The sequence below is a fragment of the Microbacterium sp. 22296 genome (assembly GCF_052045385.1).
Classification (GTDB): domain Bacteria; phylum Actinomycetota; class Actinomycetes; order Actinomycetales; family Microbacteriaceae; genus Microbacterium.
The window spans coordinates 448,794-465,099 of record NZ_JBQEOS010000001.1; the positions used below are offsets into that span (position 1 = coordinate 448,794).

Sequence of the window (16,306 nt, forward strand, 5' to 3'; positions counted from 1 at the left end):
GCGGTGACAGCCACCCGCCCCCTCGGGTACGACGATGCGGACGCTGCCCGCTTCCACGTCGAGAAGCACCGCTCCCAACGTGACGACTTCGCTCGCGACCGTGCCCGCGTGCTGCACTCCGCGGCCCTTCGCCGACTCGCCGCCAAGACCCAGGTGCTCAGCCCCGCGAGCCCCGCCGACTTCGCCCGCAATCGCCTCACGCACTCGCTCGAGGTGGCTCAGGTAGGTCGAGAGCTCGCAACCGCGCTGCAACTGTCACCCGACGTCGTCGATACGGCGTGCCTGAGCCACGATCTCGGCCACCCGCCCTTCGGGCACAACGGGGAACGCGCGCTCAACGAGTGGGCGAAGGACATCGGGGGGTTCGAGGGCAACGCGCAGACGCTGCGCATCCTCACCCGGCTCGAGCCCAAGGTCTTCGGCGCCGACGGTGAGCCGTTCGGTCTCAACCTCACCCGGTCGAGCCTCGACGCCACGTGCAAATACCCGTGGACCGCCGACGAGCCCGTGCCCGACCCCGGCGGGCGCTTGAAGTTCGGCGTCTACCCCGACGACGAGCCCGTCTTTCACTGGATGCGAGGCGGAGCCCCCGCTCGCCAGCGCTGCATCGAGGCCGAGGTCATGGACCTCTCCGACGACATCGCCTACTCGGTGCACGACTTCGAGGACGCGGTCGTCAACCGCTACGTCGACCCGGCCCGCCTGGCATCCCGCGTCGGGCGCGAGGGTCTGCTCGACGCGATCCAGCGGTGGGTGGGCTACGACTTCGTCCGCGACGACCTCGACGCGGGGCTCGAACGCCTCATGGCCATGCCGGAGTGGATCCCGTCGTTCGACGGCACGAGACCGGCGTTGGCGCGGCTGAAGAACCTGACGTCCGATCTCATCGGCCGTTTCGCCCGAGCCGCCACGGCCGCCACGCGCGAGGCGTATCCCGCCGACGAGCTCACGCGCTACCGCGCGCACGTCATCGTCCCCGCCGAAGTCGAGGTCGAGATGGCGGTGCTCAAGGGCATCATCGGCGCCACGGTCGTCTCGATCGACGGTCGCAAGGTGCTGTACCGCGAGCAGCGCAACGTGCTCAAGCGCCTGGCATCCGCGATGTGGGAGAACCCCGGTGCGCTCGATGCGCTGCACGCACCCGACTTCGCCGCCGCCGCCGACGACACCGCCCGCCGCCGCGTGGTGGTCGACCAGGTGGCGAGCCTGACGGACCAGCTCGCGATCGCGTGGCACGGCCGACTCGTCGGCGAGGTGGATGCCGCAGAGCTCGGCGTGTGGGCACCCGGGCGACGCGAGCCGACGATCGTCGGCGGTGCCCGCTCCGCACGGGGGGCGGATGCCTGATGGCCCGCATCCGCCAGGCCGACGTCGATGAGGTGAAGGCGCGGGTCAACATCGCCGACGTGATCGGCGAACGCGTCGCCCTCAAGCCCGCGGGCGTCGGATCGATGAAGGGCCTCTGTCCCTTCCACGACGAGCGGTCGCCGAGCTTCAACGTGCGGCCCCAGGTCGGGTACTACCACTGCTTCGGGTGCGGCGAGTCGGGGGATGTCTACTCGTTTCTGCGCGCGTTGGACCACGTGTCGTTCACGGAGGCGGTGGAACGCATGGCCGCGCGGGTGGGGTACACCCTGAATTACGAAGACGGGGGAGCGGCCCCCGAGACCACCGGACGCTCACGGCTGTACGCGGCGAACGCGGCCGCGGCGGAGTACTTCCGCGCCCAGCTCATGACCCCCGAGGCCGAGATCGGTCGACGTTTCCTCGGCGACCGCGGGTTCGATGCGGGAGCGGCCGCCCACTTCGGCGTCGGGTACGCCCCGAAGGGATGGTCGAACCTCTTCGACCACCTGACGGCCCAGAAGTTCTCCCGCGACGAGCTCGAGAAGGCCGGGCTGGTGTCGACCAATCAGCGCGGGGGAGTCTACGACCGCTTCCGCGGGCGGCTGGTCTGGCCCATCCGCGACGTGACGGGCCAGGTGATCGGCTTCGGCGCCCGCAAGCTGTACGACGACGACCAGGGCCCGAAGTACCTGAACACCCCCGAGACGATGATCTACAAGAAGTCGCAGGTGCTCTACGGCCTCGATCTGGCCAAGCGCGACATCTCGCGATCGCACCGGGTGGTCGTGGTCGAGGGGTACACCGACGTCATGGCCTGCCATCTCGCGGGGGTCACCACGGCGATCGCCTCGTGCGGAACCGCTTTCGGCAGCGACCACATCACGGTTCTCCGGCGCGTCATGGGCGACGACAGTTCGTCGGGCGAGGTCGTCTTCACCTTCGACCCCGACGCCGCGGGACAGAAGGCGGCGCTGCGCGCCTTCGCCGACGAGAAGCGTTTCGCCGCGCAGACGTACGTCGCCGTAGCGCCGGGGGGACTCGACCCCTGCGATCTCCGCCTGCAGCGGGGGGACGGCGCCGTGCGCGCACTCATGGAGAACAAGAACCCGATGTTCGAGTTCGTCATCGATCAACGCCTCGCAGACTTCGACCTCGCCAGCGTGGAGGGGCGTGCGGGAGCTCTGCGGGCGGCCGCCCCCATCGTCGCCGACATCCGCGACCCCTCCCTTCGTCCCGGTTACGTCCGGGTGCTCGCCCGCCGCCTCGGCCTCGACATGCCCGAGGTCCAGGCCGCCGTCGAGCGGGCCGCGCGGGGTGCCGACCGTGCCGAGCAACGCGAGAACGCCCGGGTCGCCGAGCCCGCGCCCATCGCGGTGTCCGTCACGATGGCGTCGTTGCCGAACACGCGCGACGTCGCTCTCGAGCGGGGGGCGATGATGGCGTTCCTGCAGTACGGGCACCGCATCGAGCCCGACGTGTTCCTCCGCGCGCTGCAGCTGCCGTTCGGCCACCCCGCCCTGGAGGCCGTGCGCAGTTCGCTGGCATCCACCGACCTCTCGCAGCCCGGGTGGGCGGTCGCGGCCGTCGAGGCGGTGCGGGAGCCGTTCCGGTCGCTCGCCGCCGAGCTGTTGACCGCGGAGTTCCCCGCGCGCACCGAGGAGGGGGCGGTGGCCTCGGCGAACGATCTCGCGCGAGGTCTGCTCGTGCGTCAGCTGGAGCGGGAGAAGGACGACCTGCTCCGCGGCATCCAGCGCGTCCCGGCCGACTCCGAAGAGGGGCGACGTCTCCGACTGAGGCTGCGCGAATTGGATGCCGACCGGCAACGCCTGATCGCGTCGTAGCGCCGAGCCCGGGCGTGTACTGCGCACGCCCCGCCCGCGGAAGGGCGGCCTCGAGTCCGCACGGCTTGCCGAGACCGCACACCTCGGGCATTCATCTCGTGCGGTCTCGGCGAATGCGCGCGATCTGGAGGCTGACCGGGGTCTGGCGGCGGCGAAGGAGGGGGCGCGCCCGCGAGGCCGCCGGGTCGACGCGCCCGGGCGCGCCGTTGGCATCCCTCCCGCCGGTGGGCGAGGATGAAGGAATGCCCCGGACCCTCGACACCGACGTCGTCCTCCGCACGGATGACCTCTCCCTGGCCCGCAGCGGTGTGCGCGTCATCGACGGGATCACGTTCACGCTGCTGCCGGGACGGACCCTCGTCGTGCGCGGAGCCACGGGAGCGGGCAAGACCTCGCTCGTCTCGCTCCTCGCCGGCCATCCCGACGACGGGCTCGGCGTCGTCGGCGGCGATGCGCGCGTGCACGGGATCTCGGCGCGGCACCCGGGGCGGGCTCGTCGCGAATGGGTGTTCCACACCGGCTACCTGCCGCAGGGGGCGGGAGCGTCCCTCCCGTCGCGCCTGACCGTGCACGACGTCATCTCGGAGCCGATCACCAGCCGAGACCGCCGCGTCAACAGACGGGCTCTTGCGGTGCGCGTGGCGACCCTGCTCGACGAGATGGAATTGCCACTGGGGACCGCCCCGAAGTATCCCTACGAGCTCAGCGCGGGCATGCGACAGCGGGTCGCCCTCGCTCGCGCGCTCGTGCTCGAGCCGCGCCTGTTCGTCGCCGACGACCTGTACGCCAACCTCGACCTCGAGGTGCGCTCCGCCGCCCGCACGGCGATCACGCGCCGCCGCGACGAGCGCGACATGGCATCCCTCATCGTGACGAACGACGCCGACGCGCCTCGCGAACTGGATGCCGACGTGCTCGTGCTCCACGCCGGTCACGCCGTCGGCCTGGGCCGCGGCGGGGACGCTGTGCAGTGGACTCCCGACGGCACGCCCGAGCGACGTCTTTCGTCGCCCTGATTTTCTCGCCGCCCCCGCGTGCTGTTAGTATCGTGGGGTTGCCCACCGCAAGGCGGGCATGATCCTCGGTAGCTCAATTGGCAGAGCAATCGGCTGTTAACCGATAGGTTCTTGGTTCGAGTCCAAGCCGGGGAGCCAACGAAAGGCCCGCCTCATCCGAGGCGGGCCTTCGTCATTCTGCGCCGGCGCCGGCTACTTCTTGCCCGGGCCCTTCTCGCCGCGCCCCTTGCTGTCCCCCGACTTCCCGGGGGAGTCCGGTCGCCCGGTCCCCTCCGGGCCGCCGCGACCCGCTCCGGTCGCCGATCCATCCGCCGCCCCGCCGGGGACCGGGCCACCGCCCGCGACCGCACCGGGCACCGTCCCCGCGGGGATCGCCGGCGCAGTCTCCCCGCCCGCCCGCGCGTCATCCGACACGAGGGTGGTCTGCTCGACGGTCACCGGCGACTCCACGGGCGTGACCGGCTCCTCGGTCGGCTCCGTCACGGCCGCATCGTCGGGGGTGGTCTGCGAGACCGGTGCCGCGGTGTCGAGCGGCGTGTCCCTGGTGTTCCCCGTCGCCGACGTGGCCGCGGGCCCGGGAGTCGCCTCCGGTACCGGGGTACGGTCCGAGGTCGCGCCCCCGGCGGCGCCGAGTGAGAAGGCCGCCAGGTGTCCGCCCACGATGACCGCGGCGCAGACGCTGGCGGTCGCCCATGCCCATCCCCGGCGCCACGACCGACGGCGGGTATCGCGGCGCGAGGTCGCGGCATCCCTGGGGCCCCCGCCTCCCGGACGTGCGGGGACGATTGCGGCGCCGCCCGGCTCGGACGCGGCGACGCCGCTCATGTCCCCGCCGGAGGTCGACGGCGAAAGCGCGTCGTGGGGCATCGCCGTCGGCGCGGTGATCAGGGTGGTCGGAAGCATCCATGCCGCCGGTGGGGCCGCGGCATCCGGAACGACGCCGTGCTCCTCTGCGGCGAGCTCCGACGCGCGGGCGGCCACCCCCGCGGCGGTGGGACGCATGTTCGCGTCGGCCGCCGTCATCGCTTCCAGGAGCGCACGCCACCGCGGGCTCAGAGAGCCCGGCACCTCGGGTTGGCGGGCCAGGCGCGCGAGCAGGGTCTCTTGCAGCGAACCGGTCCCGAACGGATGCAGCCGTGTGAGCGCCTCGATGGCCAGCAGGCCCAGCGCGTAGATGTCGGACGCGGACTGTGGCGTCTCGCCCCGCACCTGCTCCGGCGCGAGGTAGGCGGCGGTGCCGATCACGGTGCCGGGGGTGGTCAACCGGGTCGCGTCCAGGAGGTGGGCGACGCCGAAATCGGCGAGAACGGCCTCCGACTCTCGTGCCGCCCCGTGCAGTGGTCGCAGAAGGACGTTCGACGGCTTGACATCGCGGTGCACGATACCCGCGTCGTGGACGACGGCGAGAGCTGCGGCGAGATCGCCCAGGATGCCGGCGAGTTCGACCGCGGGGATCGCCCCCTGTTCGATCCGGCGCTGCAGCGAGGGCCCGGTCACCAACTCCATGACGAGGTAGACGTGATCCTCGCCGATGAGCCGGGCGTCGTAGAGGGTGACGAGAGAGGGGTGGTCGAGGGCGGCGAGCGCCCGCGCCTCCGACATCCGACGCAGCGGTTCGGGTTCGGCCGTACCGTCCGCGTGGAAGATCTTGATCGCGACATCACGGGCGAGCACCTCGTCTCGCGCGCGGAAGACCCTTCCCATCCCGCCGGCGCCGATGCGCTCGCGGAGGATGTAGCGCCCACCGAGGATGTCGCCCGTATGAGGCATCGAGAGATCGGGGGCGTGACTCATCGGATCCTTCGCGGAGGGCTGCTGCGGGAGCGGCGCGGGGTCGCCGTCTGAACGCACGTTAGGCGCGCGGGAGCGGTTCCGCCGAGGGCTGGCGGTCGTCGGGGCCAGCGCGCATAATGACGCGCTCGAGAGCTCCTCCGCACGAATGGTTCCTCGGCAACCCGGTCGGTAAGACGGTCGATCACTGCGAGGGTGGTCATGTGATCCCCGACCCGCACCGGTACGACCTCGATGCCCTCCGCGCTCGCCTGATCGATGAACGCGGCGGAGAGGTGGACAACAGCATCCCTCAGCTCGCCGACGCCGATCCCGAACTCTTCGCGGTCGCGCTCGTCCTCCCCGACGGCGCCGCCCGTGTGACGGCGGACACCGACGTCGTCTTCAGCATCCAGTCAGCGGTCAAGCCGTTCCTGTTCGCCTTGGCGCTGGTCGACACCGAGGGCGAGGCGCTCGACCGTGTCGGTATCGAACCGACGGGCGAATCATTCGATGCGATCAAGCTCGAGAGCGGCACGGGCCGGCCACCCAATCCCATGGTCAACGCGGGAGCCCTCCTCACGGCATCCCTCGTGCGCGGTTCTGATGCCGCCGCTCGCGACGCCCGCATCGCCGAGGGCCTCGCCGCGTTCGCCGGGCACGACCTCGCGGTCGACGAGGACGTCGCGCACAACGAGCACCTGCTCGGCGACCGCAATCACGCCCTCGCGCACCTCATGCGCGCCGAGGGCACCATGAAGGTCAGCGCGGATGACGCCGTCGCCGTCTATGCGCGGGCCTGCGCGACCCTGGTGGATGCCGAGACCCTCGCCGTCATGGGCGCCACGCTCGCGTGCGGCGGCGTGAATCCGCGCACGGGCCGACGCGTGGTGCCGGAGCACGTGGCCCGCGATGTGGTGTCGGTCATGGCGACGTGCGGGGTGTACGACGGCTCGGGGCGGTGGATGCGGGCGGTCGGCATCCCGGCGAAATCGAGCGTGTCGGGCGCGATCGTGCTCGCCGCGCCCGGGCGCCTCGGCGCGGCGGTGGTGAGCCCTCCCCTCGACGCCCAGGGCACCAGCGTCCGCGGTCGACGAGCGAGCGAAGCGCTCAGCGACGACCTGCACCTGCACAGCTTCGTCGCGCGCTGACGAGCGTCGGAGACACCGCCGACCTTCGCCCGCATGGCGCTCTGCGCCCGGCGACGCACACCCTAGGGTGGGCACGTGGGGGCACGGGGGATCTACGTCGAGACGACCATTCGCGCGACGCTGGACGACGTCTGGAACGCCACCCAGGATCCCCGGCAGCACGTGCGGTGGGACGTGCGGTTCTCACGCATCACCCCCACGACGCGCACCGCCGACGGCTCCGCGCGCTTCGTCTACGAGCGGCGCACGCCGTTCCGCACCATTCGCGGCGACGGCATCAGCATCGGCGAGACCTCCCGCCCCGATGGCACGCGCACCTCGGCCCTGCGCTTCACCACCGACGACCGCCTCTCCCCCCTGCGCGACGGCCGCGGCTATTGGCGATACGAGCCCACCGCCGACGGCATCCGCTTCTGCACCGGCTACGACTACTCGCCCGGGTGGGGGCCGCTCGACGTGATCGTGCGGCCGCTCGTCGGCTGGGCCACCGCCTGGAGCTTCGACCGCCTGCGCCTCTCGTTGGAGACCGGACGGCCGCCCGAGACATGGTCGCTGCCGGGCGTCGTGATGTTCTGGCGGGGGGAACGGCCGCGAGCGCGCCGGTGCCGACGCACGCCGCCGCACCGGCGCCGAGCTCTCGACGACGCCCCGACGACCCTCGCCGCCCTCGCCGCACCGGGAGGCGTCGAATGACCTCGATCTTCTCCGACGTCCTCGGCGCCGATTTCCACCGCCTGCACCCGATGATGCAGCGTCGCTTCGGCGTCGGTCTCGACACGGCAGAGGCATGCGTGGGCAGGGGCGTGATGACCGAGATCCGGCGGGGGCCGTGGTGGACGGTCCCGTTCCTGCAGATCGGTCGGTTGCGCAACATCCTCGTGCCCGCCACCGGTGAGAACGTCCCGTTCACTATCTGGAACAGCCCCTATCGCGATCCCTACGGTCGCGAGACGGTCACGTTCGTGCGGGAGTACGCCGTCGGCGGTCGTCCCGCCCGGTTCGACGCGACCATGATCCGGCACGACGGGCGCATCGTCGACTACCTCGGCACCCACCAGCACCTCGCCGTCGACCTCGACCTCCGGGTCGACGACGAGGGCGCGCTCCTGCTCCGGTCGGGGGCGCAACGCTTCTACGAGGGGCCTGTCGGCTTCCGCTTCCCCCTGCTCTTCAGCGGACGCGCGACGTTGCGCGAACGCTTCGACGACACCGACGGGCGCTTCCACGTCGACATGCGCGTCGACAACGAGCGGTTCGGCTTCCTCTTCGGCTATCGCGGCAGTTTCACCTGCGAATGGATGCCGGCCTCCGGCGCACCCGTCCACATCATCCCGCGCCGCCACGAAGCGCGTGTCTAGCCCGCCCTGATCGCGCGGCCGTCCGGCGGTGAGGAGAACGTCGACGCTCCACCGCCCTGGGTGTGAGAGCATCGGCGCATGCATCCCGTCGCGCGCCGCCGCGCCTCGCGAACCGTCACCGTGGGCGTCGTCGCCGCTCTCGCCGCCACCCTCACGGGGTGCGGGCAGGGCGCGAACGTCTCCGAGGACTACGCCCAGATCTGCCGCGACAACGCGACCGAGAAGCGCCTCCCCGACGACGACTGCAACAACCACGGCGGCAGCGCCGGGTGGTACTACTACGCCCTCGGATCGAGCAATCGGACGGTCCCCGCGGTCGGTCAGACCGCCACCGGCGGCACCGACACGCTGCCCTCGGGCAAGACCGCCGCGCGAGGGATCTCCAGCGACGGCGCGAGCGTCTCGCGCGGAGGCTTCGGCGGCTCCGGTTCCGAGGGGGGCTACGGCAGCTGATGCGTCGGATCGAACTCGACCCGCGCCCCGACTGGGAGCGCACGATCAAGCAGTCCGGCCTCATCTACTCGCACTCCGTCCGCGACGACGGAACCGAGGTCGAGTATTGGAACGACGGCGCCGCCTACGTCTTCACGCTCCCCGAGGTGGAGCAGCTCGAGAAGCAGACCGAAGAGCTGCACCGCATGAGCCGCGAGGCCGCGCGCTATCTGGCATCCGGAGAGCTCGGTCATCTGGGGCTCGACCCGAAGGCGTTCGAGTTGGCGCAATGGTCGCTCGAGCAGGACGAACCCGACGTCTACGCGCGCTTCGACCTCGCCTACGCCGGCGACGGCAGCCCCGCGAAGATGCTCGAGTACAACGCCGACACCCCGACGGGCCTCATCGAGGCCTCGGTCACCCAGTGGTTCTGGCTGCAGGATCGGCTGAAGACCGGCGCCGTCGCCGCCGACACCGACCAGTGGAACGGCCTGCACGAAGCCCTCGTCGAACGCTGGAGGGTCCTCCTGCACCGATCGCTCAGCGAGGGTGAGGGCGGGCGCCTCTTCGTCGCGCACTCGGATGCCGACATCTACGGCGAGGACTGGGACACCGTCGCCTACATGCGCGATCTCGCGGGCGAAGCCGGGTGGGAGCACACCGGCATCGAGATGAAGGACATCGGCTGGCACCACGGCGCCCGCCAGTTCGTCGGAGTTCCGGAACCCTGGGGGTCGTCCCGCAGCATCGCCGCCCTCCCCGGCGATGAACCGGGCACGCAGTACCCCGTCATCCGCAACATCTTCAAGCTCTACCCCTGGGAGGACCTCGTCTCGGGTGAGGACCGCGTGGTGGGGGATCAGGAGTTCGGTGCGCTCCTCATCGCCGGCCGCGGCCTGTTCGGACGCTGGTACGAGCCGGCGTGGAAGATGTTCCTCTCCAACAAGCTGCTGCTCGTGGCCCTCTGGCGCCTGTTCCCCGGCCACCCCAACCTGCTGCCCGCCTACGCCGACGGACCCAACGGCCTCATCGACTACGTCGTCAAACCCGTCTTCGGCCGCGAGGGCGACGGCATCCACGTCCACCGCGCCGACGGCACGGTCACCTCCAACGGCAAGGAGTATCGCCGCGAGGGGGCGGGAAGGGAACGGGTCTGGCAGCAGTACCACGAGCTGCCCGACTTCCGCGGCTCGCGGGGGAGCAACCATCCGGTGCTCGGCTCGTGGGTCGTGAACGAAGAGGCCTACGGCGTCGGCATCCGTGAATCCGACGGCCCGATCACCGACTACTACTGCCGGTTCGTCCCGAACATCATCGAGGCCTGACCACCGGATGCCGGAGCGGCGCCGCCCCCACCGCGCATTCAGCGCCGGCCGGCCGAGCCCTCAGGCGGTGCGCCCGAGCCCGGAGGCCGCAGCGCGAGTTCAGGCGTCGATGTCGTCGACGCCCGGCATCCACGACACCCCGGGCCTGCCCCACTTGCGCTTCTTGGCGATCTTGGCCACCACGCGACTGTCTTCCTCGTCGAGACGGTCGACGTAGAGGATGCCGTCGAGGTGATCGAACTCGTGCTGGAGGATGCGCGCCCGCCAGCCCGTGACCTCGACCCGCACAGAGTGCCCGTCGAGGTCGGTGCCGGTCAGCAGCGCCGCCTCCGAACGACGCAGCGGGAAGCGCTCACCGGGGAACGACAGGCAGCCCTCGCTCTCGTCGTCGGGATCGGGGTAGCCGGGCTCGAGCGGACGGATCCACAACTCCGGGTTGATCACGACGCCCCGCCAGGGCTGACCCTCGTCGTCCTCGTAGGTGTACGTGAAGATCCGCAGGCCCACGCCCACCTGGGGGGCGGCGAGACCGACGCCGGGTGCGGCATCCATGGTCTCGAACATGTCGGCGACGAGCTGACGCACCTCATCGGTGATCTCGTCGACGCGGGCGGCGGGTGCGTGCAGCACGGGGTCGCCCATGATGCGAATCGGGAGTACGGCCACGCCTCCAGCCTAACCAGCGGAGGGGCGGCTACTGTCGAGGGGTGATCCCGCTCGATGCCACCCTCAGCGACGGAATCGACCAACTCGTCGGCGTCTTCCGCGACCCGCGCATCCTCCTCGGCATCCCGCTGGCCCTGCTCGGCGCGGTGTTCATGTCGTTCGGTGCGCAGTACCAGCACCGTGGTGTGCAGAAGGTCGAGCGCCTCTCGGGAGGCAAGACCACCGGCGGCCTCTCGCGGTCGCAGCTGACCTCGCTGCTGACGCGGCCGTCGTGGGTCGCGGGCACGGTCATGCTGGGCCTCGCGATCGTCTGCCAGTTGGCGGCGCTGTCGGTGGCGCCGCTGATCCTCGTGCAGCCGCTCGGGGCGATCGCGCTCGTCATCACCACCGTGCTCAATGCCCGCGTGTCGCGTCACAAGCCGACCCGTCAGTCGCTGATCGCGATCGCCCTGTGCGTCGGCGGCATCCTCGTCTTCGTCACGATCGCGGCGTTCTTCGCCACCGAGCAGGTCATCACCGAACGCGAACTGCTGATCATCCTCGGCATCCTGGCCGTGGTCGTGATCGTGTTCGGCGTCTTCTGGATGCTGGTGCGCCGCCGCGCGCAGGCGCTGTTCTACATCATGGCCGCGGGCGTCATCTACGGCTTCGTCGCCACCCTCGCCAAGGTCGTCATCAGCCGCGCGCAGGCGGGGAACTTCGAGTGGCTGACGCTGCTGTGCCTCGTGGCGCTGCTCGCCGCCGTGGCCATGGGCGCGTACTTCGTGCAGACCGCGTATTCGGTCGGCCCCCCCGACCTGGTGATCGCCGGCCTGACCGTCATCGACCCGATCGTGGCCGTCCTGATCGGTCTGCTCGTGCTCGGCGAGGCCTCGACCGCCCCCGCGTGGGCGTTGATCGGCTTCGCCGTCGCCGGCGCGGTCGCCACGTGGGGCGTCATCCAGCTGACGAAGCACCACCCGCAGATCACCGCCGACGGCAGACCGAAGAAGCCGCGGGTGCACTGACGCCGGGTCCGTGGGGTTTCGCGTCGCGGGCCGTCGGGCAGTTGTCGCCGAGATGACCTGCGATGCGCGAGATCACCTCTTCTTGCGCGCATCAGTGGGTCATCTCGCCAAGGGCGGGTCATTTCGCGGATGCCGTGACGCCAGCGGCGACGGGCGCCGCGGCACGGGCGGCGTCGCGGGACGGATGCCGGTAGGCTCGTCGTCGCTGGGGGCGGTGGCCAAGCTGGTCAAGGCAGCGGGCTCATAACCCGACGATCGTGGGTTCAAGTCCCACCCGCCCTACGAGAGCCCGCGACGACGCGGCAGGAGTGCGCACCGACGCGGTGCCGACGATGCTCCTCACCGCACGGCGGGAATGCGTCGAACAGGGGCTCAGCGTGCCGAAGCGACGCCGGTGATCGCGGCCTCGTAGACCTCGATCACCGGGTCGATCCGCTGCGCGACCTCAGGGCGTGCCCGGATCATGGCCGCGCTCGCGGCGGTGATCGACTCGGGTTCCCTCAGAAGGCGCGCCACGAGCGCGGTGATGCCCGCGGCATCCGGCGTGTCGGTGAGGAAGCCACCGCCCGGCGGGACGACCTCGCTGAGATCGGGGTCGCAGTAGAGCACGGGAAGACCGGATGCCGCAGCTTCCAGCATCACCATCGGTTGGTTGTCGAAGTCGTACGAGCTCGACACCAGAAGGTGGCTCGCCCGCATGGCGTCGAGCACCTCCTGCTGCGACACCGACCCTTGCAGGACCAGGGGGGTGCCCATCCGCTCGATCGAGCGTCGCGAGAGGCCGTCGCCGTAGACGTCCACCGACACGTCACCGGTGAAGGACCGCGCCGCGTCGGCGATCACCGCGGGACGCTTCTCCGGCGACAGGCGTCCGACCCAGATCAGCCGCAGGGTCTCACCGGGGGCGAGCCGACGCACGATGGGCGCGCCGATACGGTCGAGCACACTCTGCTCGAGCCCGTTCGGCACGACGGAGACCGGCGTCTGCACTCCCTGATCTGCGAGTTTGCGTGCGAAGTGCGTCGACGGGACGATCACTCGATCGCTCGCGCGGGACTGGGCGAGCATGAGTCGCCACATGCGTCTCGCCGGCAGGGTCGCCGTGTAGGGCGAGTCTCTGCGGACGCGCAGGCCGCGATGGCTGATGTGACGGGCGTGCAGGGATGCCAGAAAGGGGACGGTGACGGCGGGAAGGGGAAGCACGCTCGTCGTGTACACGTCCACGCGGCCGTGCATGGTGTGGACGACCGGGATGCCCAGATCCCGAGCCGCTCGCACTCCCGCAAGAGCGGCGAACATCTCGGAATGCGTGTGCACCACGTCGATGCGCCGCTCGGCGAACTCCCGCCGGAGCAACGCCACTGCGTCCCGCGGCGGCCACGTGAACGGGTAGCCGTCGGGCTGGAACACCCGGGAGGTGGGCAACGCGACGATCGAGCGGTCGTCGCCGGCCTGGGCCAGCGGGCAGAACACCGTCACCTCGTGTCCGACTCGGGTGAGCGCCTCCCGGAGCGACTTGACCGCGGTCTGCACGCCGCCGAGCGTGGGCAGGTAGTAGTCGGTCACCAGGGCGATCCGCATATCCCGAATCCTAGGGGCCGACGGCCGTAGGATCGGCCGAATGGGGGCAGCAGCAGGGGTGGGTGCACCGGGCCCGGCGCGTCAAAGGGAGACGGCGCTGGTCACCGGCGCGAGCGGTTTCCTCGGAGGGTACGTCGTGCGGGAACTCCGCGCCCACGGCTACGAGGTGATCGCCTCGGGTCGGAACGCCGCCGCCCTGCCCGCGGGGGAGACCCTCGTCGGCGACCTGGACGATCTCGCTCGGGCCGACCTCGGCCGCACGGTGGATGTGGTCGTGCACTGCGCGGCCCTCTCCTCGCCGTGGGGCCGCTGGGCCGCGTTCGCGCACGCCAACGTCGTCGGTAGCGCGCGGGCGCTCGAGTTCGCCCGCCGCGCCGGCGCGCGGCGGCTCGTGCACATCTCCTCCCCGGGCATCTACGCCGCCCCCCGCGACCGGGTCGGCATCCGGGAGAGCGAGGTCGATCCGCGGCATCCGATGAACAACTACATCCGATCGAAGCTCGAGGCGGAGTCCCTGCTACAGGATGCGGCGGCGCAGGGCACGGGGCCGGAGATCGTCATCCTCCGTCCGCGCGGGATCATCGGTCGCGGCGACCCCAGCCTCGTCCCACGCATCCTTCGCGTGCGCGAGCGGTTCGGCATCCCGCTGATGCGCGGAGGACGGGGGCTCGTCGACCTGACCGCGGTGGAGAACGTCGCACTGGCGGTACGGCTCGCGGCCGAGGCGCCGGGGGTGCACGGCCAGGCGTTCAACATCACCAATGGGGATCCCCGCCCGTTCCGAGCCGTGCTCGAGCAGTTGCTCGCGGGCCTGGGTCTCGAGCCGCGATACCGGACGATACCGACCCCGGTCGCCTACGGGGTCGCGGCGCTCCTCGAGGCGGTGTGCGGGGTTCTCCCCGGGTACCCCGAGCCTCCCGTGACGCGGTACACCGTCACGACGATCGCCCACTCCCAGACCCTCGACATCTCGCGCGCACGCGACCTGCTCGGCTATCGGCCGGCGGTCTCGCTCGATCAGAGTCTCGCCGGATACGCGCATGTCTGAGCTCCTCTTCTTCGCCTGCGGGGAGACCTCGCACGAGATGAGCCGGTTGCTGCGCGGCGTTCGTCGGGAGCGGCGTGTCTTCCCGGCCGGTGCGTTCCTGTACCGCTCCGGTACACGGAGCGTGCTCTTCGACACCGGTTACGCGCCCGAACCGTGGCGAGCAGGACCCGGTGGCTGGGCGTACCGGAGGATGCTGCCGCCTCGCGTCGGGCCGGGCGACACGATCGCCGAGCAGCTCGACCCCGCTTCGGTCACGCACGTCGTCCTCTCGCACCTGCATCCCGACCACATCGGGGGCGTCCGCTTCTTCCCGAACGCCGCATTCGTCCTCAGCGACGGGGTGCGCCGCACCCTGGAACGACCGCGGCTTCGCGACGGGGTGCTGCGTCGCCTGTTGCCGACGTGGTTCGAGACGGCGACGGTGCTGCCATCGCCCGTGTTCGGGGCCGGCCCGCACGGACTGCGCACCGCCGACCTCTTCGGGGACGGGTCGTATCTGCTCGTCGATCTGCCGGGTCACGCCCATGGCCATCTCGGTGCCCTCATCGAAGACAGCGTGCTGCTCGCCGGGGACGCCGCCTGGGGGCGTGACCTGCTCGGCGAGGAGCGCCGCATCCGCGCCCTCCCGCGCCTGGTCGGTCACGACATGGACGAGCAGCGGAGAACCGCGCGGGGGCTCCTGGCCGCGGAGCGAGAGGGACTGCGACTCCTGTTCAGCCACGATCGTCAACCGACCGACAGGAATCTGCTGTGACCAGGAGGGGGACGAGGATGCCGCAGCACCGAGGGACCAGTCAGGGGCGCCCGGTCCGGCCGTGCCGGCTGGCGGGGTGGGGGACCTACCTCCCGGACCGGACTATCACGTTCGGAAGGCAGACGCGCCACCGCATCCCCGACGGCATGTCTCAGCTCGACATGCTGGCCGCAGCGGCCGAGCGCGCTCTGCAACGAGCCGGTCTGCGCCCCGACGACATCGACTGCGTCATCGCGGCCTGCGCGGCGGGCGTGCAGCCGATCCCCTGCACGGCGGCACTCGTGATGGAGCGCGTCGCCCCCCGTGCGCGCGCAGCCGCCTTCGACGTCAACTCGACGTGCACGAGCTTCATCACGGCGGTGGACATCGCCTCCCGGTACCTCGCCGCCGGCGACTACGAGCGCGTGCTGATCGTGTCAGGCGACGTCGGGTCCCGCTTCCTCGACACCGGTCAGCGCGAGAGCTTCGAGCTCTTCTCCGACGCCGCGGCCGCTGTGGTGCTGACGCGCGAGACAGGCGGGGAGAGCGCGCCCGGAGTTCTCGGCAGCCTGCAGCAGACGTGGCCCGCACACGCGCACGACACCGAGCTGCGCGGCGGACTATCGCTGCATCCGGCCCAGTCGTACGCCGACGGCGACCCGTCCGACTACCTCTTCGCGATGAACGGGCGGCGCGCGCTCCTCGGCATGCTGGCCGTGCTGCCCGATTTCTTCGCACGGTTCTTCGACCGTGTCGGTCTCGGTCTCGACGAGATCGACCTCGTCGTGCCGCACCAGGCGAGCGGGGCACTCGGCATCGCGATGCGCCGTATCGGCATCCCCCGAGATGCCTACATCGACCGCGTCGCGGAGTTCGGCAACATGGTGTCCTCGTCGGTGCCGTTCATGCTGGCGACCAGTCTGGACGAGCGGCGGATCGGCCCCGGTGACACCGTCGTGCTGTGCGGCACTGCGGCGGGCTTGACAGCGAACGCCCTCGCGCTCAGGCTCTGACGAGCCGGGGGCGACGAT

At 71.0% G+C, this 16,306-nt stretch carries 15 protein-coding genes and 2 tRNA genes; 14 read left to right on the forward strand and 3 right to left on the reverse strand.

The features are described 5' to 3' along the window. Window positions 1-3 precede the first annotated feature (3 nt). The 4 genes from ACTJJP_RS02185 (at window position 4) to ACTJJP_RS02200 (ending at window position 4,342) form a co-directional block, all read left to right on the forward strand. The gene (locus ACTJJP_RS02185; protein ID WP_440773407.1) at window positions 4-1,347 is read left to right on the forward strand and encodes a deoxyguanosinetriphosphate triphosphohydrolase; all 1,344 of its coding nucleotides are present in this window, start codon (window positions 4-6) and stop codon (window positions 1,345-1,347) included. Further along, complete coding sequence (gene dnaG, locus ACTJJP_RS02190) at window positions 1,347-3,188, forward strand: DNA primase (protein WP_440773408.1); 1,842 nt, start codon at window positions 1,347-1,349, stop codon at window positions 3,186-3,188. The genes ACTJJP_RS02185 and dnaG overlap by 1 nt, the downstream gene beginning before the upstream one ends. A 242-nt stretch (window positions 3,189-3,430) precedes the next feature. Continuing rightward, on the forward strand, window positions 3,431-4,204 hold the full coding sequence (locus ACTJJP_RS02195; RefSeq protein WP_440773409.1) for an ATP-binding cassette domain-containing protein: 774 nt from the start codon (window positions 3,431-3,433) through the stop codon (window positions 4,202-4,204). Window positions 4,205-4,266: 62 nt separating this feature from the next. After that, a tRNA-Asn gene (locus ACTJJP_RS02200) sits at window positions 4,267-4,342 on the forward strand. A 54-nt stretch (window positions 4,343-4,396) separates the two neighbouring features. Here ACTJJP_RS02200 and ACTJJP_RS02205 read toward each other — a convergent pair. Next, window positions 4,397-5,998, reverse strand: coding sequence for a protein kinase domain-containing protein (locus tag ACTJJP_RS02205; RefSeq protein WP_440773410.1), 1,602 nt, complete (start codon window positions 5,996-5,998; stop codon window positions 4,397-4,399). Window positions 5,999-6,114: 116 nt separating this feature from the next. Here ACTJJP_RS02205 and glsA point away from each other — a divergent pair, with 116 nt between their 5' ends. From glsA to ACTJJP_RS02230, 5 genes are all read left to right on the forward strand, one after another. After that, on the forward strand, window positions 6,115-7,125 hold the full coding sequence (glsA, locus tag ACTJJP_RS02210; protein ID WP_440773411.1) for a glutaminase A: 1,011 nt from the start codon (window positions 6,115-6,117) through the stop codon (window positions 7,123-7,125). Between the two features lie 75 nt (window positions 7,126-7,200). After that, window positions 7,201-7,818 carry an SRPBCC family protein gene (locus tag ACTJJP_RS02215; RefSeq protein WP_440773412.1) on the forward strand — a complete coding sequence of 206 codons (618 nt, stop codon included), beginning with the start codon at window positions 7,201-7,203 and terminating at the stop codon, window positions 7,816-7,818. After that, window positions 7,815-8,483 (forward strand): DUF4166 domain-containing protein, encoded by a 669-nt coding sequence (locus ACTJJP_RS02220; protein WP_440773413.1) that lies wholly within the window; start codon window positions 7,815-7,817, stop codon window positions 8,481-8,483. Before ACTJJP_RS02215 ends, ACTJJP_RS02220 begins: the two co-directional genes overlap by 4 nt. A gap of 78 nt (window positions 8,484-8,561) precedes the next feature. Continuing rightward, window positions 8,562-8,936 carry a tRNA-dihydrouridine synthase gene (locus tag ACTJJP_RS02225; RefSeq protein ID WP_440773414.1) on the forward strand — a complete coding sequence of 125 codons (375 nt, stop codon included), beginning with the start codon at window positions 8,562-8,564 and terminating at the stop codon, window positions 8,934-8,936. Further along, window positions 8,936-10,240: a glutathionylspermidine synthase family protein gene (locus ACTJJP_RS02230; RefSeq protein WP_440773415.1), complete on the forward strand. Its 1,305-nt coding sequence runs from the start codon at window positions 8,936-8,938 to the stop codon at window positions 10,238-10,240. Before ACTJJP_RS02225 ends, ACTJJP_RS02230 begins: the two co-directional genes overlap by 1 nt. 99 nt (window positions 10,241-10,339) lie before the next feature. Here the strand turns inward: ACTJJP_RS02230 and def are convergent, their stop codons facing one another. Next, window positions 10,340-10,906 carry a peptide deformylase gene (gene def, locus ACTJJP_RS02235; RefSeq protein ID WP_440773416.1) on the reverse strand — a complete coding sequence of 189 codons (567 nt, stop codon included), beginning with the start codon at window positions 10,904-10,906 and terminating at the stop codon, window positions 10,340-10,342. A 41-nt stretch (window positions 10,907-10,947) separates the two neighbouring features. On the opposite strand from def, the gene ACTJJP_RS02240 reads away from it, so the two are divergent. Both ACTJJP_RS02240 and ACTJJP_RS02245 read left to right on the forward strand, forming a co-directional pair. Further along, complete coding sequence (locus tag ACTJJP_RS02240) at window positions 10,948-11,913, forward strand: DMT family transporter (protein ID WP_440773417.1); 966 nt, start codon at window positions 10,948-10,950, stop codon at window positions 11,911-11,913. Window positions 11,914-12,121: 208 nt separating this feature from the next. Further along, a tRNA-Ile gene (locus ACTJJP_RS02245) sits at window positions 12,122-12,195 on the forward strand. 90 nt (window positions 12,196-12,285) lie between these two features. On the opposite strand, the gene ACTJJP_RS02250 is transcribed toward ACTJJP_RS02245, so the two are convergent. Then, the gene (locus tag ACTJJP_RS02250; protein WP_440773418.1) at window positions 12,286-13,494 is read right to left on the reverse strand and encodes a glycosyltransferase; all 1,209 of its coding nucleotides are present in this window, start codon (window positions 13,492-13,494) and stop codon (window positions 12,286-12,288) included. Between the two features lie 40 nt (window positions 13,495-13,534). Here ACTJJP_RS02250 and ACTJJP_RS02255 point away from each other — a divergent pair, with 40 nt between their 5' ends. From ACTJJP_RS02255 to ACTJJP_RS02265, 3 genes are read left to right on the forward strand one after another with little or no spacing between them, the layout of a single operon-like run. Then, window positions 13,535-14,542 carry an NAD-dependent epimerase/dehydratase family protein gene (locus tag ACTJJP_RS02255; protein WP_440773419.1) on the forward strand — a complete coding sequence of 336 codons (1,008 nt, stop codon included), beginning with the start codon at window positions 13,535-13,537 and terminating at the stop codon, window positions 14,540-14,542. Then, window positions 14,535-15,296, forward strand: coding sequence for an MBL fold metallo-hydrolase (locus tag ACTJJP_RS02260; protein WP_440773420.1), 762 nt, complete (start codon window positions 14,535-14,537; stop codon window positions 15,294-15,296). Before ACTJJP_RS02255 ends, ACTJJP_RS02260 begins: the two co-directional genes overlap by 8 nt. 17 nt (window positions 15,297-15,313) lie before the next feature. Next, window positions 15,314-16,288, forward strand: a complete 975-nt coding sequence (locus ACTJJP_RS02265) for a 3-oxoacyl-[acyl-carrier-protein] synthase III C-terminal domain-containing protein (protein WP_440773421.1) — start codon at window positions 15,314-15,316, stop codon at window positions 16,286-16,288. The last annotated feature ends 18 nt before the right edge of the window (window positions 16,289-16,306 follow it).

Coding starts and splice junctions, on each gene's coding strand:
- dnaG (WP_440773408.1), top strand. CDS start 1,347: ATGGCCCGCATCCGCCAGGCCGACGTCGATGAGGTGAAGGCGCGGGTC.
- ACTJJP_RS02195 (WP_440773409.1), top strand. CDS start 3,431: ATGCCCCGGACCCTCGACACCGACGTCGTCCTCCGCACGGATGACCTC.
- ACTJJP_RS02205 (WP_440773410.1), bottom strand. CDS start 5,998: ATGAGTCACGCCCCCGATCTCTCGATGCCTCATACGGGCGACATCCTC.
- glsA (WP_440773411.1), top strand. CDS start 6,115: ATGACGCGCTCGAGAGCTCCTCCGCACGAATGGTTCCTCGGCAACCCG.
- ACTJJP_RS02220 (WP_440773413.1), top strand. CDS start 7,815: ATGACCTCGATCTTCTCCGACGTCCTCGGCGCCGATTTCCACCGCCTG.
- ACTJJP_RS02225 (WP_440773414.1), top strand. CDS start 8,562: ATGCATCCCGTCGCGCGCCGCCGCGCCTCGCGAACCGTCACCGTGGGC.
- ACTJJP_RS02230 (WP_440773415.1), top strand. CDS start 8,936: ATGCGTCGGATCGAACTCGACCCGCGCCCCGACTGGGAGCGCACGATC.
- ACTJJP_RS02250 (WP_440773418.1), bottom strand. CDS start 13,494: ATGCGGATCGCCCTGGTGACCGACTACTACCTGCCCACGCTCGGCGGC.
- ACTJJP_RS02255 (WP_440773419.1), top strand. CDS start 13,535: ATGGGGGCAGCAGCAGGGGTGGGTGCACCGGGCCCGGCGCGTCAAAGG.
- ACTJJP_RS02260 (WP_440773420.1), top strand. CDS start 14,535: ATGTCTGAGCTCCTCTTCTTCGCCTGCGGGGAGACCTCGCACGAGATG.
- ACTJJP_RS02265 (WP_440773421.1), top strand. CDS start 15,314: ATGCCGCAGCACCGAGGGACCAGTCAGGGGCGCCCGGTCCGGCCGTGC.